Origin of the sequence: Thalassobaculum sp. (assembly GCF_040219615.1) — a bacterium.
Classification (GTDB): domain Bacteria; phylum Pseudomonadota; class Alphaproteobacteria; order Thalassobaculales; family Thalassobaculaceae; genus Thalassobaculum_A.
Map to the genome: position 1 here is coordinate 1 of NZ_JAVJSE010000014.1, position 25,095 is coordinate 25,095.

Here is a 25,095-nt window from a genome sequence, read left to right on the forward strand (position 1 = left end):
GTTCGGAAGCAGCGGCGCGATGACACGCCACTCCAGATCCGTCAGATCGTGACGACGCTTCATCATCAAGCTCCCGCAGTTTGGAAGCTTGAATCACAATCAGCCCATAACGGGAATCCCCTTTATGGGTACAGAACCTAGACGCGATTTTGGCCCGGCAGCCGTCGTCCCTTCAGCCAGTCGAACAGGATCCGCCCGCATGACCGACGCCCCATCCCCCGAGCGCGCTGCCCCCGAGCGCGCTGCCCCCGAGCGCGCCGCCCCCGAGCGCGCCGCCAGGCCCGTCGCCGAGTTCGACCCGGCCGACCCGGGGAGTTTCGCATTCTGGACCGAGGAGCGGCTGCGCTATGCCGATCTCGATCCGCTGTCGCATGTGAACAACAACGCCATCGGCGAGTTCCTGGAGAACGGCCGGGTCGGCCTGTTCCGGGCGTCCGGCGGCGACGGCGGGCCGGAGGGCAGCGTGTGGTGGGTGGTCCGGCGCCTGGAGATCGACTTCGCCCGCGAGATCCTGTTTCCGGGCATCGTGCGGACCGGGACCCGGGTGGCCAGGCTCGGCACGACCTCCTGCACCATCCGGCAGGGTATCTTCGTCGACGGGGAGTGCCGGGTGACCTCGACCACCATCGGCGTGTGCTTCGATCCGGTCGGCCGCAGGGCGGTGGCGATCCCGGCGGACATCCGCGCGCTGCTGGCGTCCCACCAGCCGTGAGCCGTTCTACCGGGTCATCGGAACGATCGCGACCTCGGCCCCGGGATGGCTGGCGAGATAGCGGCGGACGGCGATGTCGTCGTCTGTGATCAGCGGGGTGTCGGCCGAGTTCCCGTCGCACACGCGATACAGGAAGCGTGGGCGCAGCCCCGGCAGATCGGCTGTCTCGGCGTCGCCGGCCGCGACATGGGCGCGCCGGAACAGCTCGAGCTCGCCCTCGTAGCCGTGACCGCCATACACATAGAGATGTCTTGCCAAACTGACCTCCTCTCGCCCGCATTCTGCGGCGCACCGACATCATATGCGCACGCTGTGCGCCTTGCGCAAGAGCGTTAGACGCACCTGGTGCGCTTTTCGCTTGGCGCCGGGCAGCCGGGCGCTCTATATGCTTCGCGGCTGGGAGGATCGGATCGTGAAGAAGAGCGCGGATCCCGAGCTCGAGATGAAGCCGGGCGACTTCAGGCGCTGGCGCAAGTCTCTCAAGCTGTCGCAGAAAGAGGCCGCCGAGGCGCTCGGCCTGAAACGCCGCGTCGTCCAATATTACGAGAAAGGCGAGCGCGACGGCGAAGCCGTCACGATCCCGAAATATATCCGCCTGGCCTGCAGCGCACTGGCGTCGGGGATTCCGGACTACAGCGGGCCGGCAAGAGAGCGGTCCGGTGAGTGAGCCGTTTACGTCGGGAGACACTGCGGGCCGACCCCGACCGGCAGCCCGGTCGTCGGATGGGCCGCTATTCAAGATGAGTAATCGTATTTGCCCTATTTTTAGATCTTGTTCTTCAGGACTCGGTTGAGATAGTGCTTTCCGTGTTCTGAAACCTTGTATAGCCGGACCCGCTTGTCGGTCGGCGATCGGTGAATTTCAATCATCTTGTCATTGTTCAGGGCGGTGCCAATGCGATGCACTGTCGGAAGAGAAAACGGAACCATCGTTGTCAAATTACTTGCGGTTGCTGGAATATTTCGCGCGCTGCATTCATTTATCAAATAAAGTAAAGAATCGTATCTGTTCAAAATAAGATGAAGAGATTTTGATTCTAGTTCAGACAACTGAAGTTGCATGTTTTTTGAGTTCTGAATGGCAGATATTGCAGAAATAATAGAATTCACCGCATCCGGTATCGAAGCAGGATGTATGAAATAGTCGAAAACTTTATTTCTAATTGCTGAAATCAACTGATCGGAGCTTGGATTTTCTCCAAATAAAATAACCTTGACGCGCTCGTTGTTGAAAATGCGAGTAAGAATCGGGGGTGTTTCATGGTCTATTGATTTTTGATTTATAAGTACAACGTGTCCATTGGAATTTGCTGAAAGCCAATTGCTCTGAGCATCGATCAAAGAGTTAAATCTATGAATTTGGATCTTGAACGGTTCCAGCCCAACGGATAATTCACTAAGTAGGTCTTTGTCGAGAGCGACCGCCGTCACATAACTGTTCGGGGTCTCTGATAGATCGTGTCGTCCCATGTATGTCTCTAATTCGATTGGGATTTTTACATAACCAATAGAACCGAGTGTTTTCCAGGAAGACCAGATTGAATTATTTCATTTTGAAAGGATGCGCGCCGAAACCAGTGGAGGCATTCCCGCGCGCTTCAACGACCGTCGAGACCGTGCCGGGCGATGGTCGGAGCTATGGGCAATCCTTTAGGATTTTGGTTGCGCGTGTGCTGATTTCAAGCGGATGCCCGGAAGGCGGGGTTGTGGACGGCATCGCCGCCCGGCGGCGTGGGTTCGTCCCGTTGCCGCCGGCGACTGCCTGCCGGGCGCGGTCGTCACGGTGTTCAGAATATTTCAGGGGCGCGCAGCGGAACTCGTTCCGTCGATTGAATAAAATTTCAGTAACCGTAAGTAAAAATTTTCCTGTCTGGTGGGTACGGGGTTTAGTTATCAAAATGATTGGAAAATTCCTGGTGAGTTTTTCACCGAGGTATGTACAATTTTGACCGAACTCGGAGTGTGGGCCGAGCAGCATATGGTGGAGATCACCATGGTTGCACCAGGGAATCGCGAATGGAATGCCGTCGGAGTTTCAGTCGATGGCAGCATCGTCGCCGGAGCGCCGGGTTTCTCGGATCCGATGAACCGACTCGTCGGTCTGTCGTTCGAAGTCTTCCGTAAACGGACATCCCGTGGAGTCGTTCAGGCCGGGATGCGGTTCTGCGGGCCGCATGGCGCGGGTACCGGCCCGGCTCGGCCACCCCTGACAATTCTGGGCACGTCCTGACGGCGGGCCGCCGTAAACCCGTGTCACGGGGGCGCCGCGCATGATCGACCTACTGCCGCTGCTGCAGAATCTGGGCCTGCTGTCGCTCGGGGCGGTCGTCGTGTTTCTGATCCTGCAGCAGTTCCGCCTGCCGAGGACTTCGCGGCGTCGGTCGGCCGTGCTGGGCCTTGTCCTGGGCGCGGTCGCCGGGCTCGTGATGTCCGCACCGGCACAGGGGCTTGCCGACTCCGCCTTCCATACCGGGGCCGGACCGCTCGTCCTTGCGGGGGTCTTCGGGGGGCCGGTCGCCGCTGGCGTCGCGGCCGCGATCGCCGGCGTTGCGCGCCACGCCGCCGCGGGTCCGGGCGTTCTCGGCGAGGTCGCCGCCATGGGTCTGTACGCGGTTGCCGGCGGAAGCTTCGGACGGCTGGCACGGCGGCGGACGCTCCCGCCGGTGCAGGTATTCTGGTTTCCCGTACTGTCCGTCGTCGCGACTCTGGTGGTCCTGCCGAGCTTCTATGTCGGTCAGTCGTTGTACTCGGGAGGCGCGAACCTGGCGGGGTCGTGGGCCTCTGTGCTGCTGGGCACGCTGCTCGGTGTCACCCTGCTCGGGCTGGCCCTGAGCCGGCTGCTGGAGACAGCCGAGCGAGGGCACCGGCTTGCGCGCTTCCTCGACGGCTCCGAGGTGGCGCGGCGGGCGGCGGGCATCGGCGTGTGGCGCTATGACCTGCGTCGGAACCGGGTCGAATGGGACAAGGTCCAGCACGAGTTGATCGGGCTGGCGCCGGGCGAGTTCGGGGGGACCTACGACGCCTTCCGCGACATCGTCGATTCAGCGGATCGGCCGCGGTTCGATGCCGCCTTCCGCAACGCCATACGGACGCGCACGCCGTTCTCCGACCTGTACCGGGCCCGGACGGTGGACGGCAGGATCAAGCATCTCGGCATCCACGCGGACTTTGCGACCGACACGGACGGGACGCCCGAGGTGGTGGTGGGTGTCAACGTCGACCGGACCGCCGAACTCGCGCTGCAGGCCGAGCTGTGGCTGAAGAGTGCGGCGGTGGACTCCGCCGTCTGCGGGATCACCATCACCGAGGCGACCGACGGGGTGCCGATCGTCTTCGTGAACCAGGCCTTCACGACGATCACCGGATACCGGCTCGATGAGGTCGCGGGCCGGAACTGCAGTCTGCTGAGCGACGGACTGCCGGATCAGCCGGAGCTGCGGACGATTCGACAGGCGATCGCCGAAAAAGGGACCTGCGCGGTCACGTTGCGCAACCGGCGCAAGGACGGGGTGGAGTTCTGGAACGCCCTGCGGGTGGCGCCGATCAGGAACGCCGCCGGCCGGGTGACGCATTTCATCGGCGTTCAGGAAGACGTCTCCGAGCAGATCCGGTCGCGCCGGGCGGTCGCCAACGCCCGCGACGAACTCGGCGCGGTCCTGGCCGCCGCCCCGGATGCCATGCTCACGGTCGACAGGGAGCAGCGCATCAGCCGCTTCAACGCGGCCGCCACCAGGCTGTTCGGGTGGACGCACATGGAGATCGTGGGGCAATCGCTCGAGCTGCTGTTGCCGGAGAGCATCCGCGTGCATCATCGCTCGCTGGCCGCCGGCTTCATCGACGATCCGCTGTCGCGCCCAGGGCCGATGAGCGGCCAACGCATCATAGAGGCGAAGCGCCGCGACGGCTCGGTATTCCCGGCACTGGTGTCGCTCGCCCGCTACCAATCGACCGACGGTCCGGCCGTCGCGGTCGTGGCGCACGACATGTCCGACATCGTTGCGGTGCAGGACGATCTGAAGGCGCTGTCGGAGCAGCTGAGGGATCAGCTCCGGTCCGCCGAGGCTGCCAATCTGGCGAAGAGCCGGTTCCTGGCCGGGATGAGCCATGAGTTCCGCACGCCGCTCAACGCGATCCTCGGGTTCACCGAGATGATCCGCCACTTCGGCCCCGGAAAGCTGGGGACGGCAAAGACGGCCGAGTATCTCGATCACATCCACCAGAGCGGTAGCCACCTGCTCGAAATCATCAGCGACATCCTCGACCTGTCGCGCGTCGAGGCGGATTCCGTGGCGCTGGCGATCGCCGTTCACGACGCCGGCGGGATCGTCGGCGAGGCGATCGATGTCATCGGCCCGCTCGCGGAGGCCAAGGGCGTCGTGATCGAGCGGGCCGTAAGCGAGGTGGTCCTGGTGCGCTGCGACCCGCGCGCGTTGCGCCAGTGCCTTCTGAATCTGCTCTCGAACGCGGTGAAGTACGCGCCATCCGGTTCGACGGTCGAGATCGGGGCCGTCGACGGCCCCGAGATGGTGCGGATTGTCGTTGCCGACCAGGGCCCGGGCTTTCCCAAGGCCCTGGTCGACCGGATCGGTGAGCCGTTCCTGCGTCTGACCGACCCGAGCCTGGCCTCGGCCGAAGGCACCGGCCTCGGGCTGGCGATCACGCAGAAGCTCGTGCTCCGGCAACACGGAACCCTGCATCTGGGACGCCGGCCCGGCGGTGGAACCGAGGCGATGATCGGCATTCCGAGCGGGCGGTCGGAACCGTCGGTGGTCGGGTCCGAGCGCCGGCAGGCTCCGTCATGGCCACCGGACGGCTCGCGATGATCGCTCGCGCGGCCTCTATGAAGTAAAACTCAAAACGATAGCGTTATTTTTCTGTCACTTGAGGGCTTGTGCTACAATTGTGCGGTTTTCTGGACAATATGATCCGTAAAATACTCGAAAACCAGAAACAAGGCCGTCAGTGCTTCTTGGAAGTATAGGGCTCTCGCAGGCGCACAAGCACTGGCGGGCCAGACTGTGAACGTGTTTCCGGATCGGGCGTGTCCGGAAAGACGGTGCACGAGTGGCAGGGACTCGTCCCGGTTCTCCCACGACAGCGAGACCGTGTCGGACGAGGCCGACCGCTTCCTGACGATGGTCAGGTCGCTCCCTGTAGCGGTCGCCTCTCGACGGCGGAGGTCATCCCCCACCCCTCGACCTCCGGAGCGCCGGCGCGGCCGTCAATTGCCGGCCGGCGCTCTTCCGTCGACCGGCTTTCCGTCAGTTTACCGGTGTCACCAGTGGCTTGCCGGCGATGCCCGCGAGCAGGTTGTCCATCACCAGCCGGCCCATCGCCAGGCGGGTGTCGTGAGTGGCGCTGGCCTGGTGCGGCTGCAGGACGACGTTCTCGGTCAGGTCCTTCAGCGCCTGCGGCACCCGCGGCTCGTCGGCGAACACGTCCAGGCCGGCGGCGCCGAGCCGGCCATCCTGCAGCGCGGCGATCAGCGCGTCCTCGTCGGCCACGCTGCCGCGCGCCACGTTGACGAACACCCCGTTCGGGCCGAGCGCGTCCAGCACCTCGCGGTTCACCAGGTGCCTGGTCGCCGCACCGCCCGGCACGATGGCCACGAGGATCTCGACGTCGCGCGCCATCTCCAGCAGCGAGCCGTAGTGGCGGTACGGCACGTCCTTCCTGCCCCGGGTGTGGTAGGCGATGTCCATCTTGAAGGCGGCGAAGCGGTGGGCGATCTCGATGCCGATCCGCCCGAGCCCGAGGATACCGACCTTGCGGCCGAACATGCGGTCGGTGAACTTCATGTCGCCCTCGCGCTCCCAGCGGCCCTCGCGCACGTAGCGGTCGGCCTGCGGGATGCGCCGGCAGGTCGCCAGGGTCAGCGCGATCGCGAAGTCGGCGACCTCGTCGCTCAGCACGTCCGGGGTGTTCGACACCTTGATGCCGCGGGCGGTGGCGGCGGCCACGTCGACCCCGTCGTAGCCGACCCCGTGATGGGCGATCACCTTGGCGTTCGGCAGGGCGTCCATGGTGGCGGCGTCGCACACCTTGCTGCCGGCGATGCCGACGCAGGTGTCGCGGACCGAGGCGAGCAGGCCGGCCTTGTCCTCGACCTCCCACAGCCTGTGGACGGTGAAGTGCTGGTCCAGTTCGTCCATCGCCACCGTGTACCAGGGCGACAGGACGACGATCACGGGCTTGTCGGTCACGAGGGGATCCTCCGGGTCAGAACGACGAGTTCGGTTGCTCGAGAAAGGCCAGCTCCTCGGGCGTGCCGGTGCGGCCGAGGGCGGCGTTGCGGTGCGGGAAACGGCCGAACTGCTCGACGATCACGCGATGGCGTTCGGCGTAGTCGATCAGGTTGGCGTCGCCGAGCGCGCGGAACAGCGCGTCGGACCAGAGCTGGTCGGCGACGTCCTCGCTGTGCTCGAACGGCAGGAACAGGAACTGGCAGCGCTCGGGCGGGGCGAACACGTGGTCGCCGGCCGCGATCGCCCGGCGCGCGACGGCCCGGGCGCGGGCATCCTGGGCGAACGCCCGGGGGTCGCCGCGGAACAGGTTCCGCGACATCTGGTCGAGCACCAGGATCAGGGCCATCCGGCCGTCGGCGGTCGCCTCCCAGTCGGCCAGGCCGCCGGCCGCGGCCTCGGCGTGCAGGGCGCCGAAGCGGCTGCGCAGCGTGGCGTCGAAGCCGTCGTCCTTGATGAACCACTGCTTCGGATCGGCTTCCCGGAACCAGAAACCGAGGACGTCCTCCAGGGTTGCCATGCCGTCGATTCCCATGCCGTTCGCGCGATCCGGCGGCGACGATAGCCGATCGACCGCCATCGGCAAACGCCGGCGCGGCATATGGCCACCTTGCCGACCGCGAACCGAACCCACATCTGTGGCCGACGTCGAAACGGAGACGCCCGATGCGCCGTATGGCCTGCCTCGCCCTGCTCCTGCTGACCGGTTGCGTCACCGCCCAGGATACCGCGACCGGTGTCCAGGCCGGGCCGCGGCACCGGTTTCTGGCTTTCGCCGGCTACAACTCGCCTGTGCTGGTGGTCTCGGTGAACGCGCCGTTCCAGCTCACCCCGACCGACGTGGCGGCACGGTTGGCGGAATATGCCGACGGCGCGGTGATGGGGTCCGACGTGACCTATACCGCCAGCCGGGCGGCGGCGACCAAGAACAACTACCGGATCGTCGCCCGCTTCGATGCCGAGCAGGCGACCTCGACCGGGGAGGTCTGCCGCTCCGCCTATCAGACGGCGGTGCTGGCGGCGCGCTATGCCGACCGCACCAACCTGTTCATGGCGTTCTGCGACCAGGACGAGCCGATCGCCGGCGCCAAGGTGTCGGGGCCGAAGCTGTCGGGCCTGGGCGACCCGGTCCTGCGCGACATGATCCGCCAGGGCATGAAGGAGATGTTCCCGGGCTCGGCCGGTCAGAACCGGAGCGGCTCGATGGGGTCGTTCGAACTCGCGCCGCGGCCGCATTTCCGGCTCAATCCGCTCGACGGCATCCTCTGAGCCCTACGACGCGGCGGCGGCGCGCCGCCGCCAGAACGGCCGCCCCGCGAACCGGCGTTCGCCGGCGTAGAGTGCCGCGCGCTGGGTCCGGAACGCCGTGACGCCGTCGGCGACGGCGCGGGTGTAGCCGTCCAGCGGCTGCCGGTCGCCGGCCAGCCATGCCGGGACCGCCTCGCCGATCCGCTCGGCCGTCCACAACGCCGTGGTCATGCCGTGCGAGGACAGTGGGTCGAAGGCGGCGGCGGCGTCGCCGATCGCCGCCCAGCCGGCGCCGTCGACGCTTCCGGCCACCGGATCCAGCCAGGTGGTCCCGGCGCTGTACAGGCGCGGTGGGGCCTCGACGCCGAACCCGGCGTCGCCGATCCAGCGGGCGATGTATGCGGTGCCGCCGATCAGCGTCTGCCAGGCGCCGGGATCGCGCGACAGGCCGCGCGGCAGCAGATCGGGATCGGAGAAGCACGCCAGCGACAGCCGGCCGTCCGGCAGCAGGGCGGCATACCACCAGCCGTCGCCGACCGCTTCGATCAGGGTCGCGGGGGTCGGCTGGACGCCGGGGTCCCGGTGCGGCAGGAAGGCACAGGCGGCCACCAGCCGGTCGTCGCGGCGGTGCCCGGCCACCCGCCGTCCGAGCGTGGCGGCGCGGCCGCTGGCGTCGACCAGGAACCGCGCGGCGGCCTGCGAGCCGTCGGCAAGTGCCAGGCGCCAGATCCCGGACACGGTCCGGGCGTCGGCCAGGGCGCTCGACCGATGCTCTGCATGGGCGAGCGCCAGTTCCCTCAGCCCGGCCTCGAAGCGCGCCCGGTCCAGCACCCGGCCGGGGCCCGCCAGGTGGACGGCGGCATTGCGCTCGACCAGGGCGTCGGTACCCCAGGCCGAGAAGGTGGCATTGGCCGGCCGATGGCCGTCGCCGTCGAGCAGATGGGCCACGCCGAGTTGCGCCAGGACCGTGCCGGCGGCCGGGGCGAGGGATTCCCCCACCGGCGTCTCCGCTGCACGGTCCGGCGCTATCCACAGCACCCTCTGGCCGCGCCCGTGCAGGGCGATACAGGCCGCCGCGCCGGCGATGCCGCCGCCGACGACCGCGACGTCGGCCGTCGCCGGGACGGTCAATTCGGCAGGTCACCCATCGACGGTTTCCATTGGAAGCGGCCTTCCATGTTGCCGCGCCCGACCTCGACGAACACCTCGCCGGGGATTGCCGCCAGCTTGCCGTCGCCGCCGGGTCCCGGGCGCCTGACCACGAAGCCCATGCGCTCCCACAGGGCGATCATGTTGGTAATCCCGTCCCAGTAGCTGGCGTTGGCGTGGTAGCCGATGCCGGCGACGCCGCGCGACCAGGCGACCCGGCTCTCGAAGAACTTCAGGCGCTCGTCGTCCGACAGGTCGCTGCGCATCATGTTCTCGTAGTAGGCCTCCGGCAGCACGTCGATCGGCAGCAGGGCCGGCCACCACACCGCGGTCGGGAAGTCCGACTGCATGAGCACCTGCTGGCAGCTGAAGGCGTCGCACTGCCACGGCAGGCCCATCCAGCGGGTCAGGTCGCCCGGCCCCTGCGGCCCGATCGGCGGCGGGGTGCCGAGATCCGGGTTGCCGTTGAAGGCGGTCTCGGGCGTCAGCAGGAAGCCGATGTCCTGCAGCAGGGACGGGCGCTTGGCGAGGGCGATCCGGAACGGCTCGGCGGCCCGGTCCCGGTTGCGGGCATACATCTCCTTCAGGCGCAGGTAGTAGGTGAGCTCGACGCCCGGGTGGAAGGCGCCGCCCGAGCACGGTTCCAGCGCGGCTTCGGTCAGTGCGTCCGGCCGCAGGGCGAGGTCCAGGTCGTCGACGCCGGTCACCGCGTCGGCGACGGGATCCTGGTAGTCGTCGGTGAACGATCCGTCGGCCCAGAGCTGCAGGTGCCGGTACTGCAGTTTCGGGAAGCGGAACCACTGCAGCGGGCTGCCGTCGTAGTTCACGCCGTCGCCGAGCATGTAGGGCATCTTGAGGCGCTCGGTCTTGTAGGCATCGGGCGCGCTGTTTTCCGGGTCGCGGAACTTCTCGAACACCGACTGCCGGAATGCCCGGTTGGCCGGGCTGGGGTCCCGCAGCCTGGCGATATAGGCCGGGTCGGCGAAGTCGCCGACGTTCAGCCAGCCCTGCCGCAGGTTGCCCTCGGCGGCGACCCACTCCATCAGGGCCAGCCGGCGGAAGGTGGGATAGATGTCGCGGCGGAACGAGATCGGCACCGACGGCGCCGCGGTCCAGCCCTCGGCGACGTTCAGGTCGGCGATCACGTCGTACAGGGTCGAGATCGGCGGAATCTCGGGCGCGAAGTTCGGCCCGACCGAGGCCACCCAGGCATGGTCGGCGATCCTGACGGTGCCGTCGCCGAGCGTCACGGCGGCCTCGACCGGCCCGTCGCACCAGTCGTCGTGCCAGCCGTTGTTGTCGGCGAAGCTGGTGATCGGCGCGTTGGTCGGGCTCGCCGACTTGCCGTCCGGCGGGAACACCAGCAGCCGGCCGGCGTCGTCGGTCCGGAGATGGCCGAGCCCGACGTCGATCTGGTCCCAGAACCGGCCGCCCATGGCATAGCGCGGGTCGTCCCCGTTCGGGTTGGTGCCGGCGCCGTGGATCCTGGTCTCGCCGCCGTCGATCGCCAGCATCTTCAGGCGCTCTTCGTCGGTGACGAAATACTGGTTGCGGCGCTGGCCGGGCAGGCCGGGGGCCAGGGCGCCGTTGTCGAGCGGGTTGTTGAAGCCATACCAGGCCGCCTTGGTGTTGGCGACGTGCACCCGCCACTCGATCTTCGCATCGGCGGCGGTGACCTCGCCGATCACCCGGTCCTGGTCGTCGAAGGCGTAGATGCGGAACCGCTGGACCTGCTTCTTGATGGCCTGTTCGCCGTCCTTGAAGCCGCCCTCCGGCTGCGGCGGCAACCCGGGCACCTCGGGGGCCAGGAACCACTTGGCGCTGCCGCCGACCCGGCAGATGCCGATCGCCGGATAGATGCCGAGCCGGGCGACCGCGGCGCCGGCGGGCGCCGTCTCCCTGCCGGTGGCCGCGACCGCCGACTTGGGGACGAGCGGAAATGTGAGGGTCAGTGCCGAGGCGCCAGCCAGGAAGTCTCGACGCTTCAGTCCCGATCCTCGGTTCGACGCTTTCGGCATGGATTCGTTCCCCTGCGTGACTGTCCGAAGAGGATAGCCGTCGGTACAGGGAATGGGAACGCAGATCGTCCGATGAATCTACTGAAGGTAGTAAAAATTCCTCATCAGAACTGGTCGTCGGCCAGAGCCATGACCGTATCGCCGCCGGCCTCGATCGCGCTCAGCAGGCCCGGCGCCTGGGACAGCAGGTGGTCGGCATAGTGCCGGGCGGTCACCAGCTTGGCCTCCATCCAGCGGGCATCGCCGTCGGCGCCGGCCGCGAGCGTGGTGCCGGCCGCCAGTGCCGAACGGGCCATCAGCCAGCCGCCGGCGACCAGCCCGAACAGCTCCAGGAACAGCGCCGACGGCGAGGCCGCGGCGGCGGGGTCGTTCGGCATGGTGGCGACCACCCAGTCGGTCGCCCGGCCGAGGGCGTCGCGGCCGGCGGACAGCCGGTCGCGCAGGCTTGCCAGGGCCGGGCCGCCGTCGCCTAGGGCGGCCAGGGTGGCGTCGACGTCGGCCAGGAAGGCCCGCATCGCCTCGCCGCCGTCGCGGGCGACCTTGCGGCCGACCAGGTCGAGCGCCTGGACGCCGTTGGCGCCCTCGTAGATCGGCGTGATGCGGGCGTCGCGATAGTGCTGGGCGGCGCCGGTCTCCTCGATGAAGCCCATGCCGCCATGCACCTGGACGGCGGTCGAGCAGATCTCGACGGCGGCGTCGGTGCACCAGGCCTTGGCCACCGGGATCAGCAGGTCGACACGGGCCTGCGCCCGCTTGCGCTCTCCGGCGTCCGGGTGCCGGTCGGCGACGTCGATGGCCGCGGCCACGTCGTAGACCAGGCCCCGCATCGCCTCGATCTGCGCCTTCATGGTCAGCAGCATGCGGCGGATGTCGGGGTGCCGGATGATCGACACCGGTCCCGGCGAGCCCTGGATGGCCCGGCCCTGGACCCGGTTGCGGGCGTAGTCGGCGGCTTGCTGGTAGGCCCGTTCGGCGATCGCCAGGCCCTGCAGGCCGACCGCCAGGCGGGCGTTGTTCATCATGATGAACATGTACTCGATGCCGCGGTTCTCCTCGCCCACCAGGTAGGCGACAGCACCATCGTCCTCGCCATAGGCCATGACGCAGGTCGGGCTGGCGTGGATGCCGAGCTTGTGCTCGAGCGACAGCGGCTTGGCGTCGTTGCGCGCACCGAGCGAGCCGTCCGGGTTCACCAGGAACTTCGGCACGATGTACAACGACAGGCCCTTGGTCCCGGCGATGTCGTCCGGCGAGCGCGCCAGCACCAGGTGGATGATGTTGTCGGTGTAGTCGTGGTCGCCGTAGGTGATGAAGATCTTCTGGCCGCGCAGCCGGTAGCTGCCGTCCGGCAGCTTCTCGGCCTTGGTGCGGATCGCGCCCAGGTCGGTGCCGGCCTGCGGCTCGGTCAGGTTCATGGTGCCGGTCCACTCGCCGCTGACCAGCTTCGGCAGGTAGAGCCGCTTCTGCTCCTCGGTGCCGACCTCGCGCAGGGCGTCGATCGCCGCCTGGGTCAGCAGCGGGCACAGGCCGAAGGCCAGGTTGGCGCCCTGCCACATCTCCTGCAGCGCCGTGGCGACCAGCCATGGCAGGCCCATGCCGCCCCATTCCTCCTCGAACGGCGCGCCGTTCCAGCCGCCCTCGACGAACTGCCGGTAGGCGTCGGCGAAGCCGTCGGGGGTCCGCACCACCCCGTTCTCCAGACGCGCGCCCTGGCGGTCGCCGATCTCGTTCAGGGGACCGATCACGCCGCCGGCAAGCTTGCCCGCCTCGGCCAGGATCTGCTCGATCAGCCCGCCGTCGGTCCCCTCCAGTCCGGGAAGGCCGGCGACGCGGTCGAGCCCGACCACGTCCTCGATGACGAAGCGCATGTCGCGCAACGGAGCGGCGTAGGCGCCCATGACGACCTCCCTCGAAAGACCCGGCTCTCTGGCACGGTGAACCTCGGTCGGGTTCTATCCTGCGGAAGGCGGCGCGGCAATCGCCCCCGGGCCGGTCCGAGGGTCCGATCCGGCGGGGCGGCAACGACCCGGGGGAGGAGCGCGCCCTTCCGTTTACCGGAACAACGGGTCGAGCACCCGTTCCGTGGTCGCCTTGTCCAGCAGCGACCCGAACATCAGCAGCCGGCGCCGGCTCTCCCCGAGGTCGTGGCGCGAGACCCCGTGGAACGACCAGGGGCCGTTGACGTAGGCCAGAAGGCGGTTCTCCTGCCAGCCGATCTCCCGGTCCTCGCGCAGGAACCTGGTCTGCAGGGGTTCGGGCAGCGGGACGTTCGTCGGCCAGGAGAAACCGAGAGATCGGTAGAGGGTCGTGCCCCGCCGCGGTTCCGGCGTCGGCATCTGGGGGTCGTCCAGGTACACGAAGCAGTTGATGGCGACGCGGGCGTTGTCGATGTGCGGTGCCATATGGAGCGGGCCGGTGTAGTGGGCCAGCATCGAGTCGTTGTCGAGATAGGAGATCGGCCCGAGCCGGCGCCGCCAGTCCGACCCCAGGAGCGGCCGATACTTGTCGTGGAAATGGCGTTCCAGCCGCCTCCTGACCGCCCGGTTGGCGTGGAGTGCCAGTCGTTGCACCGACGACCAGAGCCTGAGTTCGTGGCCCTCGGTGCCGATGGCGGCCTTCACGACACGGAGTTCGCCGCGGTGATTGTGGTTCGACAGCGTGAACCGATCGAAGCCCGGCCAGTAGCGGTCGAGTCCCTCGCGGACCGCCTGCGGGAGAACGTCGTCCACGACGATGTGCGGGAACGGCCGGGTGTGGACGCGGGCGACGGCGATCCGCCGCTCCATCTCGATCAGGGCGTCGTCGAACGGGATCGGGGCCGGACGCGGCGACAGGTCGTTGGGCATGGTCTCACTGGTGCGGGAGCTGCAGCCCCATATACGCCGGCCGTGGCGATCCTTGTCCCGACATTGCCCGGAAATCTCCCGGCGCGATAGGGGAATATACCTACGGTCAGATCACCTTGCCCGGATTCAGGATGCCCTTGGGGTCGAGCGCGGCCTTGACGGTCCGCATCAGGTCCAGCGAGACCGGATCCTTGTAGTGCGCCAGTTCCTCGCGCTTGAGCCGGCCGATGCCGTGCTCGGCGCTGATCGAGCCGCCCATCTCGACCACGGTGTCGTGGACCGCCCGGTTGAAGCGCTCCCACTTGGCCATGAACGCCTTGCCGTCGCCACCCTCGGGGGCCTGCAGGTTGTAGTGCAGGTTGCCGTCGCCGACATGGCCGAAGCCGACCAGCCGGACGTCGCCGTCGACCTTCTGCACCCGCTCCCAGGCGGCGTCGTAGAACTCGGCGATCCGCGAGACCGGCACCGAGACGTCGTGCTTGATCGAGGCACCCTCGATCTTCTGCGCCTCCGAGGCGTTCTCGCGCAGCTTCCAGAACTCCTGGCGCTGGGCCTCGGACTGCGAGATCGCCGCGTCCAGCACCAGGCCGTCCTCGAAGGCGGATTCCAGGATCGCCTCCAGCTTGGCGCCCAGGTCGCTCTCGCCGCTGGCGGTCGAGACCAGTTCCAGCAGGACGTACTGCTCGTAGCGCTCCTGCAGCGGGTCCTCGGTGTCGGGCATGTGCTTCAGCACCAGGTCGATGACCAGCCGCGGCATGAACTCGAAGGTCTCGACCGCGTCGCCGCTCTCGGCCCGGGCCCGGCCCAGCAGGGTGACCGCCGAGGCGATGTCGGGCACCGCGCAGAACGCGCTGCGCACGTCGGTCGGCTTCGGGAACAGCTTCAGTACCGCCGCCGTGATGATGCCGAGCGTGCCTTCCGCTCCCAGGAACAGCTGCTTGAGGTCGTAGCCGGTGTTGTCCTTGCGCAGGCCGCGCAGGCCGTTCCAGATCCGGCCGTCCGGCAGCACCACCTCCAGGCCCAGGACAAGCTCGCGGGCGTTGCCGTATTTCAGCACGTTGGTGCCGCCGGCATTGGTCGAGAGGTTGCCGCCGATCATGCAGCTGCCCTCGGCCGCCAGCGACAGCGGGAAGTAGCGGTCGGCGTCGGCGGCCCTGGCCTGTACGTCGGCCAGGATGCAGCCGGCCTCGACCGTGATCGTGTGGTTGGCGGCGTCGAGCCCGCGCACCCGGTTCATGCGGGCGAGCGACAGCACGATGCCGTCGCCGGCGTCGTCCGGGGTCGAGGCGCCGCACAGCGAGGTATTGCCGCCCTGGGGTGTGATCGGGATGCCGGCCTCGTTGCAGGCGGCGACCACGCCGGCCACCTCCTCGGTGCTGGCCGGCCTGACCAGCATCCGGGCCTTGCCCTTGAACAGGCCGCGCCAGTCCTCGAGATGCGGCCGCATCGCGTCGGCGTCGTCGGTCCAGCCCTTCGGCCCGACGATGGTCCTGATGCGGTCGAGCGCCGCGTCCAGGACGCGGTCTGCGGCGACGGCGGCGGGGGCGGCCATCGGGATCTCCTGATCGGTCGAACTCGGCCGGGATATTAGGCGATGGCCCGGACGGCACAAGCAGCACCGCCGCATGCGCGATCCGGGGCGCGGCGCTTGGCCTTATGGCGGCTCACCCGCGTGGCGCCGCCGCCCGGCGCAGGCGGTCGTTGATCGCGGCACCGAGGCCGGCCTCCGGGACCGGGGCCACGGCGATGGCGGCGATGCGGGGCCGGTCGAGGTCCCGCAGGCTCGCGAACAGGCGGGCGGCGGCCTCGACCGGGTCGCCGGACCGGCTGAGGTCGAGGTCGGCGTCGCCGCGTGTCGCGCCGAAGTCCAGGAACGCCTCGCCGGGCCGCCTGTCGGTCGCGTTCAGGCGGACCGCGGCCTGCGGCGCGTAGTGGCTGGCCAGCATGCCGGGGGCGGCGATCGCGTCCCCCGCCACCGCCAGCTCGACCGGGCCGAGGACCGCCTCGAGCTGCTCGCGGGTGACGGCGCCGGGGCGCAGTAGCCGTGGCCGAGCGCCCGAGAGATCGACCACCGTGCTTTCCAGCCCGACCGGGCAGGGGCCGCCGTCCAGGATCAGCGCCACCCGGTCGCCGAGTTCCTCGGCGACATGGGCCGCCGTGGTCGGGCTGACCCGGCCGGAGCGGTTGGCGCTGGGGGCGGCGATCGGCCGGCCGGCCTCGGCCAGCAGGGCGCGGGCCGCCGCACTGCCCGGCACCCGCAGGGCCACGGTCTCCAGCCCGGCGCTGGTCAGCCAGGCGATCGGGCAGCCCGGCCGGCGCCGCAGCACCATGGTCAGCGGCCCCGGCCAGTGCGCGGCGGCAAGCCGCTCGGCGGCCGGCGTCGCCTCGCCCAGCGCGAAGGCCGACATGGCGTCGGGAACATGACTGATCAGCGGGTTGAAGCGCGGCCGGTCCTTGGCGGCGAAGATCCGGGCGACCGCGTTCTCGTCGGTGGCGTCGGCGCCGAGCCCGTAGACCGTCTCGGTCGGGAACGCCACCAGACGGCCGGCGCGCAGCAGGCGGGCCGCCTCGGCCCGGGCCTGCGGGTCGTCGACTGGGCGGATCGGGGCGGTCTCGGGCGTGCTCGGGACGGGCATGGCCGCGCTGGGTCGCGCAATCCCGGCGGCCCGTCAAGTCCCGGCATGCCGCCCGGTTTCTTCGCAGGTGCAGCATGGAGGGGAAACCGCTACACTGCGGAATCGCCCGCAGTCCGCAGGAGGGGCTCCATGACCGCCCGTATCGTCACCGTCGCACAGCAGAAGGGCGGCGCCGGCAAGACCACGATCGCAGCGCATCTCGCCGTCGCCTGGGCCGAGGCCGGCAAGTCGGTGGCGGTGGTCGACATCGACCCGCAGGCCTCGCTCAGCTCCTGGTGGGAGATGCGCGAGGAGATGGGGGTGCCGGCGCCCGGCGCCGGCAAGGGCAGGGGCGGGCTGTCGGTGCACCGGATCACCGGCTGGCGGACCGCCAACGAGGTCGAGAAGCTGGCGAAGACCCACGACGTGGTGATCATCGACTCGCCGCCGCACGCCGAGACCGAGGCGAAGATCGCGGTGCGCTCGGCCGACGTGGTGGTGGTGCCGCTGCAGCCGAGTCCGATGGACTTCTGGGCGACCAAGGCGACCCTCGACCTGGCGGCGGCGGAAAACACCGCGGCGCTGCTGGTGCTGAACCGGGTGCCGCCGCGCGCCCGGCTGACCGACGCGATGACCGGCAAGCTGAATGAACTCGGGGCCAAGGTCGCGAAGGCCCGGATCGGCAATCGGGTGGCGCTGGCCGCCGCCTTGCTGGAGGGCCTCGGGGTGACCGAGTACCAGCGCAGCGGGTCGGCCGCCGCCGAGGTCAAGGCGCTGGCGGCCGAGGTGCTGAAGGCCGCCGGTTAGCCGAAGGCCTCGCGCAGGGCGCGGGCCGCGGCTTCCGGATCGGCGGCCGCGCAGATCGCCGACACCACCGCGATGCCGCCCAGTCCGAGCGCCTTCGGGCGATGCGCGTTGGCGGCGTCGATGCCGCCGATCCCGACCGTCCGCAGCCGGGTCCGCGCGAGGATGCGCCGGATCGCGTCGTCGGACAGCGGGGCGGCGGCGTCGCCCTTGGTCGAGGTCGCGAACAGCGGTCCCACGCCGAGATAGTTCACGATCCCCGGGTCGATGCCGGCCATCTGGGACTCTCTCGTGACCGAGACCCCGATTATCGCGTCGTCGCCGAGCAGCCGGCGGACGGTCGCCGCCGGCATGTCGGACTGTCCGACGTGCACCCCGTCGGCGCCGGCCGCCAGCGCCACGTCGACCCGGTCGTTGACCAGCAGCGGCACACCCTGCGGCCGCAGTATCTCGATCAGCCGTTCGGCGGTCTCGATCAAGGCCCGGGACTCCGCCGTCTTGTCGCGCAGCTGGACCATGGTGACGCCGCCCTCGACCGCCGCCGCGACGACCGCCTCGAGCGGCCGGTCGCCGATCAGCACCGGGTCGGTGACCAGGTAGAGCGTCAGGTCGTAGGGCGGGTGGCTCATCGGATGCGCACCCCGGCGAGCACCTGGGCCTCGGTCAGGCCGTACAGGGCGTCGATCAGGGCGACCTGGAACGAGGCCGGGCCGGCGGCTCCACGGGCCGCGCGCTCGGCCGCGAAGCCGAACAGTGCGAGGCCGTGGGCGGTCGCGGTCAGCCGGTCCGCGCCGGTGGTCTCGCCGACCGCCAGGCAGGCGGCGATCACGGCGGTCGCCGAGCATCCCATGCCGGTCACCCGGGTCAGCAGCGGGTGGCCGTTCTCGACCGCCAGTTCGCGGTCGCCGTCGGTCACGTGGTCGACCGCACCGGTCACCGCCACCACCGCCCCGGTGTCGAGCGCCAGCCGGCGGGCCAGGCCCAGGACCTCGTCGCTGCCCAGCGTGCTGTCCACCCCCTTGCCGCCACCGTCGCCGCCGGCGAGGCTGGCGATCTCCGAGGCGTTGCCGCGGATCGCTGCCGGCCGGTGTGCCAGCAACTCGCGGGCGACCGCCGTGCGATAGGAGAGCGCACCGACCGCCACCGGGTCCATCACCCACGGGGTGCGGTTGCGGTCGGCCGCTTGGACGGCGGCCCGCATGGCCTCGGTCCGGGCCGCCGACATCGAGCCGAGGTTGACGACCAGGGCGTCCGCCACGGCCGCCAGTTCGCCGGCCTCCTCGACGTTCTCGACCATGGCCGGCGAGGCACCGAGCGCCAGCAGCATGTTGGCGGTCAGGTTGGTCACGACCAGGTTGGTGACGCTGTGCACCAGAGATCCCCGGGCGCGCACGGCGCTCAGGGTCGCCCAGGCCCCGCGCGGGTGATCGCGCGGCGTGGCGGCCTCGCCCTGGCATGTCGTCGGCGCATCGGCCATCGGTCTCTCCTCGTTGTCCGGAAGCAAGCCGACGGCGGCGCATCGCGGGGCGCGGCCACGACTCCCTCCGCCGGCATGACCCGGATCAGGTGTTGCGGGTGTGATCTCAGCCCGAACGACGGGCACCCCGTGTCGTTCCTCGCAGATGGGGAGGCGTCGCGGCGATGTCCAGGCTCGACGGGGCGCGGACGGCCGGCGGCGGCCGGTGCTAGGATCGGCGGGACTTCCGCCTTCCACGCTGGAGCGCCGCCCGATGACAGCAGGCCACCCGCCGTCCCCCTGGCAGGATCAGGTGTATGAGCTTCTCAAGGCCGGCGGCATCACCCAGTTCGCCTATGTCCCGGACGCCGGGCACAAGCGCCTGATCGAGCGGGCGATCGCCGACAACGAGGTCCACGCCGTCTCGCTGACCACCGAGGAGGAGGGGGTCGGCCTGCTGGCCGGGGCCGACCTGGGCGGCCGGCGCGGCGTGCTGCTGATCCAGAGCAGCGGGGTCGGCAACTGCGCGAACCTGCTGTCGCTGATCGCCCTCGGGCGGTTCCCGTTCCTGGCCCTGGTCAGCATGCGCGGCGACTTCGGCGAGGGCAATCCGTGGCAGTACCCGGCCGGCCGCGCGGTCGAGCCGGTCCTGCAGGCGATGGGCGTGGATACCGTCCGCGTCGACCGTGCCGAGGATGTCGCCGGCGTCGTGGCCGCGGCGATCACCCAGGCCTTCCAGGGCAATCGCCCGACCGCGGTCCTGCTGACCCAGCGCCTGCTCGGCGCCAAGGCGTTCTGAACCCCGTGCCCGGAGCACCCGCCATGGACACCGGATACCTTCTCGACCGCCGCACCGCCGTTCCGCAGATCGTCGGCGACCACCGGGACTTCCTGTTCGTCACCGGGCTGGGCGGGACCTCCCGCGACATCAGCCACCTGACCGGCGACGGCGCCAGCCTGTACGCCCTCGGCGGCGCCATGGGTGCGGCGCTGTCGGTCGGGCTGGGCCTGGCGCTGGCCCGCCCGGACCGCCGGGTGATGGTCGTCACCGGCGACGGCGAACTGCTGATGGGGGTCGGCACCTTGGCCACCATCGCGGTCATGGATCCGCCCAATCTCTCGGTGCTGTGCGTCGACAACGGCCACTATCTGGAGACCGGCGGCCAGCTCACCCACACCGCCCGCGGCACCGACCTGGAGGCGATGGCGCGCGGCGCCGGGTTCAAGGCGACCGCCACGGTCGACGGCGAGGCGCAGATCGACCACGGCCGGGCGGTGCTGCGCGAGCCGGCGCATTGCAGCTTCGTGCTGCTGCGGGTCGCGCCGACCGAGCCGCCGGCCTTCAGACGCGACATGGACGCCGCCGCCACCCGCCTGCGGATGAAGGCGTCGCTGGCCTGACGGGGGTGTCAGGCGGCCGGCGCCGCCACCGCGAGCGATCGGTGCGGCCGCCAGCCCAGCCGTTCGCGGGCGAAACGGCCGCTCATGCGCTGGCTGCGGGCGTAGCCGCGGGCCCAGTCGCCGCGCTCGGCCGCGATCCGGTCCTCCGTTACCACCTCCGGCGCCTCGCCGCCGCCGGCCCGGCGCGCCAGGTCGCCGACCGGGACGCCTTCGTCGGCGACGCCGATCACCTGGCCGGTGAAGCCGTCGTCCGCCAGCACCCGCAGATACAGGTCGGCCAGGTCGTCGGCGTGGACCAGCGGCCACAGCACGGTCTCCGAGCCCACGACCGAAACCGGCCGGCCGGCGCGCGCCTGCCCGGCCATGGCGGCCAGCGGCCCGGAGCTCTCGGCATGGACCATCGCCGGGTGCACGACGGCGCCGCGGATGCCGGGCGCCGCCAGCACGCGTTGCAGGTTCGGCACCATCCAGGCGAAGGCCGGCAGCGGGTCGAAGGGGGTCGCCTCGTCGATCGCCCGGTCCGGTGACGGGCCCCACAGCCAGCAGCCACCGGTGTACAGCAGGGCCGGCCGGCGGCCGGTGGCGGCGAGGGCAGGCAGCAGGGCGTCGAGCAGGCCGGTGTCCAGGGCGTCCATGTCGGCGTCGAACGAGCAGGCGGCGTGCACCACCGCGTCCAGCTCGGGCGCCAGCGCGCCGACCCACAGCGCGGGCGAGGCGAGATCGCCCGCGACCGGCTCGGCGCCGATGTCCAGCACCTGCTCGGCGGAGTCAGGACTGCGGGCGAGGGCGCAGACCTCGTGGCCTGCAGCCACCAGACCACGCACCACCGCGCTGCCGATCGAACCGGTTCCTCCTAGGACGAGCGTGCGCATCCCGGCCTCCATTTATAGCAAGAAGTATCTTGTTATAATAGAGAGATGGATCCTTGTGAAGGGGCTGTCAGCGCGGAACGTCGATGGTGCCCGGCGGCTTGATCGTTCCGGGACGCTTGATGGTGCCTTTCGGCGGGTCGGTCTTCTGGCGGTCGCGCTCGCGTTGCTGCTGCAGATCCCGACGGATGTCGTCGAGCTGGTCCATCGGGGAGGGCGTTTCGACGCGGTCGGCCGGCTCGCGCCGCGGCGCCATGTCGGGGGTCCGGCTGGTCCGGGAATTCGGCCCCGGCGTGACCGGGCTGGCATCGCCGCTCTCGGAACGCGCCACCGGCGTGGCGACCCAGGGTTCCGACGTCTGGATCGGGTGCCGGGGCGCAGCCCGTACCGGCATTTCCCGGACGGTCTCCGGAACCGACTGGCAGGCCGCCGCCACCGCCATCAGGCACAGCGCCGCCAGGGCCCGGGACACCCGGCAGGCGGCGTGTCGGGGCGGCGCAGCCATCGCTCAGCCGCCGCGGGCGATGAAGAAGCCGTTGCGGAAATCCGGCTTGCTGTAAAGGAACGGCGTGCCGTCGAAGGCGGTCAGGGTCCCGCCGGCGGCCAGCAGCAGGGCGTGGCCGGCCGCGGTGTCCCATTCCATGGTCGGCCCGGTGCGTGGGTAGACGTCGGCCTCGCCGCGCGCCACCAGGCAGAACTTCAGGGCCGAGCCGCGCGACACCGACTCCCTGACCGGCAGGGTCGCGATGTAGGCCTCCAGCTCCGGGTTGCGGTGGCTCTTGCTGGCGACCACGGTCAGCGCCGCCGGGTCGGCCTTGCGAACGCTGATCGCGCGCCGGTTGCCGTCGGCATCCTCCTCCCAGGCGCCGTCGCCCACCGATCCGGCCCACAGCATGCCGTCGACCGGGGTGTGCACGACCCCAAGCACCGGCGCGCCGTTCTCTACCAGGCCGATGTTGACCGTGAAGTCGCCGCGCTTCTGGATGAACTCCTTGGTGCCGTCCAGCGGGTCGACCAGCCAGAACCGGCCGCCCGAGACGTCCGGGATCTGGCCGGCGGCCACGGCTTCCTCGGCGACCACCGGGATGTCCGGGGTGAGGGCGCGCAGGACCGGGACGATCAGCGCCTCGGCGGCCTGGTCGGCGGCGGTGACCGGGCTGCCGTCGTACTTGCTGCCGACCACCGGGTCGCCGTCGTAGTAGGGCAGGATGATCCGGCCGGCGTCGCGGGCGAGGACGGCGATGCGGTCCAGGACCGCCGGCTTGTCGAGTTCGGTCACCCTGTTCTCCCAGTCGTCAGGCCGCGGCGGCCGGATTGGCCGCCCGGATGGCCGCCCAGACCCGTTCCGGGGTCGCGGGCATGTCGATGCCGGTGACGCCGACCGGCGCCAGCGCGTCGAGCACCGCGTTGATCACCGCCGGTGGCGCGCCGATCGCGCCGGCTTCGCCGCAGCCCTTTACCCCGAGCGGGTTGGTGGTGCAGCGCGTCGGGCTCATGGCGAAGCCGACCATCGGCAGGTCGTCGGCCCGCGGCAGGCAGTAGTCCATCAGCGAGCCGCTGACCAGCTGGGCATCGTCGTCGTAGACCACGCGCTCGTACAGCGCCTGGCCGATGCCCTGGGCGACCCCGCCGTGGACCTGGCCCTGCAGCAACATCGGGTTCACCACCTCGCCGAAATCGTCCACCACGGTGTAGCGGTCGACCCGCACGATCCCGGTGTCCGGGTCGATCTCCACCTCGCAGACATGGGTGCCGTTCGGGTAGGTGGAAGCCCTCGGACTGTAGGATTCGCTCGCCGACAGGCCCGGTTCCATGCCCTCGGGCAGCTGCGACGGGTCGTCGGCGCGCCGGGCGACGTCGGCCAGCGAGATTGCGCGGTCGGTGCCGGCGACGGTGAACCGGCCGTCGGCCAGCTCGATGTCGGCCTCGGCCGCTTCCAGGGCGTGGGCGGCGATCCGCCTGCCCTTCTCGATCACCACGTCGATGGCGGCCTGCAGCGCCGAGCCGCCGGCCGGCAGCGAGCGCGAACCGTCGGTGCCGGCACCGTTCTCGATCGCCGCGGTGTCGCCCTGGATCACCGTGACCAGCTCGTTGTCGATGCCGAGGGCCTGGGTCACCAGCTGCGAGTAGGCGGTCTCGTGGCCCTGGCCGGTCGAGCGGGTGCCGATCGGCACGGTCACGGTGCCGTCCGGGTTGACCCGCATGTCGGCCCATTCCGGCCCGCCGCCGCCGCAGGCCTCGACATAGGTTGAGATGCCGATGCCGCGCAGCAGGCCCGCCTTTCGGCTGCCGGCCTTGCGGGCCTCGACGGTGGACCAGCCGGCCTCGGCCAGCGCCTTGTCGAGATGCGCGGCGAAGTCGCCGGAATCGTAGGTCTCGCCGAGTGCCGTCGTGAACGGCATGGCGCTGGGCGGCGCGAAGTTGCGGCGCCGGATCTCGGCGCGGTCGAGGCCGGTCACCCTGGCGCATTCGTCGACCAGCCGCTCCACCAGATAGGCGGCCTCGGGCCGGCCGGCGCCGCGGTAGGCGTCGACCGGCAGGGTGTTGGTGAAGTAGCCGCGCACCCGGACGTGGATCGCCGGGGTGGTATACAGCCCGGCCAGCATGCCCGAGCCCGCCACCGTCGGGATCGCCGGGCCGTACAGCGAGAGATAGGCGCCGAGATCGGCCCTGGTGTCGACCGACAGCGCCAGGAACCGGCCGTCGGCGTCTAGTGCCATCCGCGCGGTCGAGCGGTGGTCGCGGCCCTGGGTGTCGGACACGAAGGACTCGGTGCGCTCGCCGATCCACTTGACCGGCCGGCCGACCCTGCGGGCCGCCCAGGCCGCCAGCGCGTGCTCGCGGTACGGGAAGATCTTCATGCCGAAGCCGCCGCCGACGTCCGGCGACACCACCCGCATGCTCGAGGGCTCGACCTTCAGGATCCCGCACAGCACGTCGCGCACCCCGTGCGGGCCCTGGGTCGAGACGTGCAGGGTGTAGCCGCCGGTGCCGGCGTCGAATTCGGCGAGCACGCCGCGCGGCTCGATCGAGTTCACCACGATCCGGTTGTTGACCAGGGTCAGCTCGGCGACCCTGGCGGCGGCCTCGAAGGCCGCCTCGACGGCGGCCGCGTCGCCGGTCTCCCAGTCCACGCACAGGTTGCCCGGCGCGGCGTCCCAGACCAGCGGCGCACCGGGCGCCGAGGCCGCGTCGATGCCGTTGACCGCCGGCAGCGCGTCGTAGTCGACCTCCACCAGCTCGGCGGCGTCGCGCGCCTGCTCGAGGGTCTCGGCCACCACCAGGGCGACCGCGTCGCCGACATGGCGCACCCGGTCGCGCACCAGCAGCGGGTAGGCCGGGCCAATCGCCGGCTTGCCGTCACGTCCCGGGACCAGGGCGGCACAGGGCAGGTCGCCCAGCCCGTCGGCGGCGACGTCCTCGCCGGTCAGCACCGCCAGGACGCCCGGCGCCGCCTTGGCGTCGGCGGTTCCGACCCCGGTGATCCGGGCATGCGCGATCGGTGCCCGGACCAGCACGGCGCGGGCCATGCCGGGGACGGCGAGATCGTCGGTGTACTGGCCCTGGCCGGTGAGGAAGCGCTGGTCCTCCTTGCGCTTCATGCCCTGACCGATGCCGAATTTCGCCATGTCAGCCTCACCTGCTAGCGTGGGAATTTGCGCGATGGTAGCGGTGGGTGATGGTAGCGCCAAGCTGCGAACCGGCGAGTGGCGCGTTCGAGTTGCGGGAGCCTTG

24 protein-coding genes and 1 riboswitch are annotated in these 25,095 nt (G+C 70.0%); of the genes, 8 read left to right on the top strand and 16 right to left on the bottom strand.

Features of this window, described 5'->3' with window-relative positions; genetic code table 11:
• Positions 1 to 199 precede the first annotated feature (199 nt).
• Positions 200 to 712 carry an acyl-CoA thioesterase gene (locus RIC31_RS09625; protein WP_350105797.1) on the top strand — a complete coding sequence of 171 codons (513 nt, stop codon included), beginning with the start codon at positions 200 to 202 and terminating at the stop codon, positions 710 to 712.
• A gap of 6 nt (positions 713 to 718) precedes the next feature.
• On the opposite strand, the gene RIC31_RS09630 is transcribed toward RIC31_RS09625, so the two are convergent.
• A complete protein-coding gene (locus RIC31_RS09630; protein ID WP_350105800.1) occupies positions 719 to 970 on the bottom strand; it encodes a hypothetical protein in 252 nt (83 codons plus the stop codon).
• A 154-nt stretch (positions 971 to 1,124) separates the two neighbouring features.
• On the opposite strand from RIC31_RS09630, the gene RIC31_RS09635 reads away from it, so the two are divergent.
• Positions 1,125 to 1,379 (top strand): helix-turn-helix domain-containing protein, encoded by a 255-nt coding sequence (locus tag RIC31_RS09635; protein WP_350105803.1) that lies wholly within the window; start codon positions 1,125 to 1,127, stop codon positions 1,377 to 1,379.
• A 98-nt stretch (positions 1,380 to 1,477) separates the two neighbouring features.
• Here the strand turns inward: RIC31_RS09635 and RIC31_RS09640 are convergent, their stop codons facing one another.
• Positions 1,478 to 2,182, bottom strand: a complete 705-nt coding sequence (locus RIC31_RS09640; RefSeq protein WP_350105806.1) for a MarR family winged helix-turn-helix transcriptional regulator — start codon at positions 2,180 to 2,182, stop codon at positions 1,478 to 1,480.
• A gap of 508 nt (positions 2,183 to 2,690) precedes the next feature.
• On the opposite strand from RIC31_RS09640, the gene RIC31_RS09645 reads away from it, so the two are divergent.
• Positions 2,691 to 2,942, top strand: a complete 252-nt coding sequence (locus RIC31_RS09645) for a hypothetical protein (protein WP_350105808.1) — start codon at positions 2,691 to 2,693, stop codon at positions 2,940 to 2,942.
• A gap of 40 nt (positions 2,943 to 2,982) precedes the next feature.
• On the top strand, positions 2,983 to 5,535 hold the full coding sequence (locus RIC31_RS09650) for a sensor histidine kinase (protein ID WP_350105811.1): 2,553 nt from the start codon (positions 2,983 to 2,985) through the stop codon (positions 5,533 to 5,535).
• 438 nt (positions 5,536 to 5,973) lie between these two features.
• Here the strand turns inward: RIC31_RS09650 and RIC31_RS09655 are convergent, their stop codons facing one another.
• Together RIC31_RS09655 and RIC31_RS09660 are read right to left on the bottom strand one after the other, a co-directional pair.
• On the bottom strand, positions 5,974 to 6,915 hold the full coding sequence (locus RIC31_RS09655; RefSeq protein ID WP_350105814.1) for a 2-hydroxyacid dehydrogenase: 942 nt from the start codon (positions 6,913 to 6,915) through the stop codon (positions 5,974 to 5,976).
• Between the two features lie 16 nt (positions 6,916 to 6,931).
• Positions 6,932 to 7,474: a DUF924 family protein gene (locus RIC31_RS09660; protein WP_350105816.1), complete on the bottom strand. Its 543-nt coding sequence runs from the start codon at positions 7,472 to 7,474 to the stop codon at positions 6,932 to 6,934.
• Between the two features lie 146 nt (positions 7,475 to 7,620).
• On the opposite strand from RIC31_RS09660, the gene RIC31_RS09665 reads away from it, so the two are divergent.
• Complete coding sequence (locus tag RIC31_RS09665; protein ID WP_350105819.1) at positions 7,621 to 8,223, top strand: hypothetical protein; 603 nt, start codon at positions 7,621 to 7,623, stop codon at positions 8,221 to 8,223.
• Between the two features lie 3 nt (positions 8,224 to 8,226).
• Here RIC31_RS09665 and goxB read toward each other — a convergent pair whose 3' ends face one another.
• The 6 genes from goxB to RIC31_RS09695 all read right to left on the bottom strand — a co-directional run bounded on the left by goxB (position 8,227) and on the right by RIC31_RS09695 (position 16,851).
• Positions 8,227 to 9,333 (bottom strand): glycine oxidase maturase GoxB, encoded by a 1,107-nt coding sequence (goxB, locus tag RIC31_RS09670; RefSeq protein WP_350105822.1) that lies wholly within the window; start codon positions 9,331 to 9,333, stop codon positions 8,227 to 8,229.
• Complete coding sequence (gene goxA / locus RIC31_RS09675) at positions 9,330 to 11,369, bottom strand: CTQ-dependent glycine oxidase GoxA (RefSeq protein ID WP_350105825.1); 2,040 nt, start codon at positions 11,367 to 11,369, stop codon at positions 9,330 to 9,332. Before goxA ends, goxB begins: the two co-directional genes overlap by 4 nt.
• 104 nt (positions 11,370 to 11,473) lie before the next feature.
• The gene (locus RIC31_RS09680) at positions 11,474 to 13,267 is read right to left on the bottom strand and encodes an acyl-CoA dehydrogenase (RefSeq protein WP_350105828.1); all 1,794 of its coding nucleotides are present in this window, start codon (positions 13,265 to 13,267) and stop codon (positions 11,474 to 11,476) included.
• 153 nt (positions 13,268 to 13,420) lie between these two features.
• Entirely contained in the window at positions 13,421 to 14,215 is a 795-nt protein-coding gene (locus RIC31_RS09685; RefSeq protein ID WP_350105830.1) for a hypothetical protein, read from the bottom strand.
• Positions 14,216 to 14,321: 106 nt separating this feature from the next.
• Positions 14,322 to 15,767: an FAD-binding oxidoreductase gene (locus tag RIC31_RS09690; RefSeq protein ID WP_350105832.1), complete on the bottom strand. Its 1,446-nt coding sequence runs from the start codon at positions 15,765 to 15,767 to the stop codon at positions 14,322 to 14,324.
• A gap of 112 nt (positions 15,768 to 15,879) precedes the next feature.
• Entirely contained in the window at positions 15,880 to 16,851 is a 972-nt protein-coding gene (locus RIC31_RS09695; RefSeq protein WP_350105835.1) for an L-threonylcarbamoyladenylate synthase, read from the bottom strand.
• A 129-nt stretch (positions 16,852 to 16,980) separates the two neighbouring features.
• On the opposite strand from RIC31_RS09695, the gene parA reads away from it, so the two are divergent.
• A complete protein-coding gene (parA, locus tag RIC31_RS09700; RefSeq protein WP_350105838.1) occupies positions 16,981 to 17,637 on the top strand; it encodes a ParA family partition ATPase in 657 nt (218 codons plus the stop codon).
• Here the strand turns inward: parA and thiE are convergent.
• Together thiE and thiM are read right to left on the bottom strand one after the other, a co-directional pair.
• The gene (thiE, locus tag RIC31_RS09705; protein ID WP_350105841.1) at positions 17,634 to 18,263 is read right to left on the bottom strand and encodes a thiamine phosphate synthase; all 630 of its coding nucleotides are present in this window, start codon (positions 18,261 to 18,263) and stop codon (positions 17,634 to 17,636) included. The two genes, parA and thiE, sit on opposite strands and share 4 nt — an antisense overlap.
• A complete protein-coding gene (gene thiM / locus RIC31_RS09710) occupies positions 18,260 to 19,111 on the bottom strand; it encodes a hydroxyethylthiazole kinase (RefSeq protein WP_350105844.1) in 852 nt (283 codons plus the stop codon). Before thiM ends, thiE begins: the two co-directional genes overlap by 4 nt.
• 46 nt (positions 19,112 to 19,157) lie before the next feature.
• Positions 19,158 to 19,251, bottom strand: a riboswitch (TPP riboswitch).
• Positions 19,252 to 19,364: 113 nt separating this feature from the next.
• Here thiM and RIC31_RS09715 point away from each other — a divergent pair.
• Positions 19,365 to 19,889, top strand: a complete 525-nt coding sequence (locus RIC31_RS09715; protein WP_350105847.1) for a phosphonopyruvate decarboxylase — start codon at positions 19,365 to 19,367, stop codon at positions 19,887 to 19,889.
• Between the two features lie 23 nt (positions 19,890 to 19,912).
• Positions 19,913 to 20,491 carry a thiamine pyrophosphate-dependent enzyme gene (locus RIC31_RS09720; protein ID WP_350105850.1) on the top strand — a complete coding sequence of 193 codons (579 nt, stop codon included), beginning with the start codon at positions 19,913 to 19,915 and terminating at the stop codon, positions 20,489 to 20,491.
• Positions 20,492 to 20,499: 8 nt separating this feature from the next.
• Here the strand turns inward: RIC31_RS09720 and RIC31_RS09725 are convergent, their stop codons facing one another.
• From RIC31_RS09725 to RIC31_RS09740, 4 genes are all read right to left on the bottom strand, one after another.
• Positions 20,500 to 21,363, bottom strand: a complete 864-nt coding sequence (locus RIC31_RS09725; RefSeq protein WP_350105853.1) for an NAD-dependent epimerase/dehydratase family protein — start codon at positions 21,361 to 21,363, stop codon at positions 20,500 to 20,502.
• A 67-nt stretch (positions 21,364 to 21,430) separates the two neighbouring features.
• A complete protein-coding gene (locus RIC31_RS09730) occupies positions 21,431 to 21,865 on the bottom strand; it encodes a hypothetical protein (protein ID WP_350105856.1) in 435 nt (144 codons plus the stop codon).
• Positions 21,866 to 21,868: 3 nt separating this feature from the next.
• Entirely contained in the window at positions 21,869 to 22,639 is a 771-nt protein-coding gene (gene cysQ / locus RIC31_RS09735) for a 3'(2'),5'-bisphosphate nucleotidase CysQ (protein ID WP_350105859.1), read from the bottom strand.
• Between the two features lie 16 nt (positions 22,640 to 22,655).
• On the bottom strand, positions 22,656 to 24,989 hold the full coding sequence (locus RIC31_RS09740) for a xanthine dehydrogenase family protein molybdopterin-binding subunit (protein WP_350105862.1): 2,334 nt from the start codon (positions 24,987 to 24,989) through the stop codon (positions 22,656 to 22,658).
• Between the last annotated feature and the right edge of the window lie 106 nt (positions 24,990 to 25,095).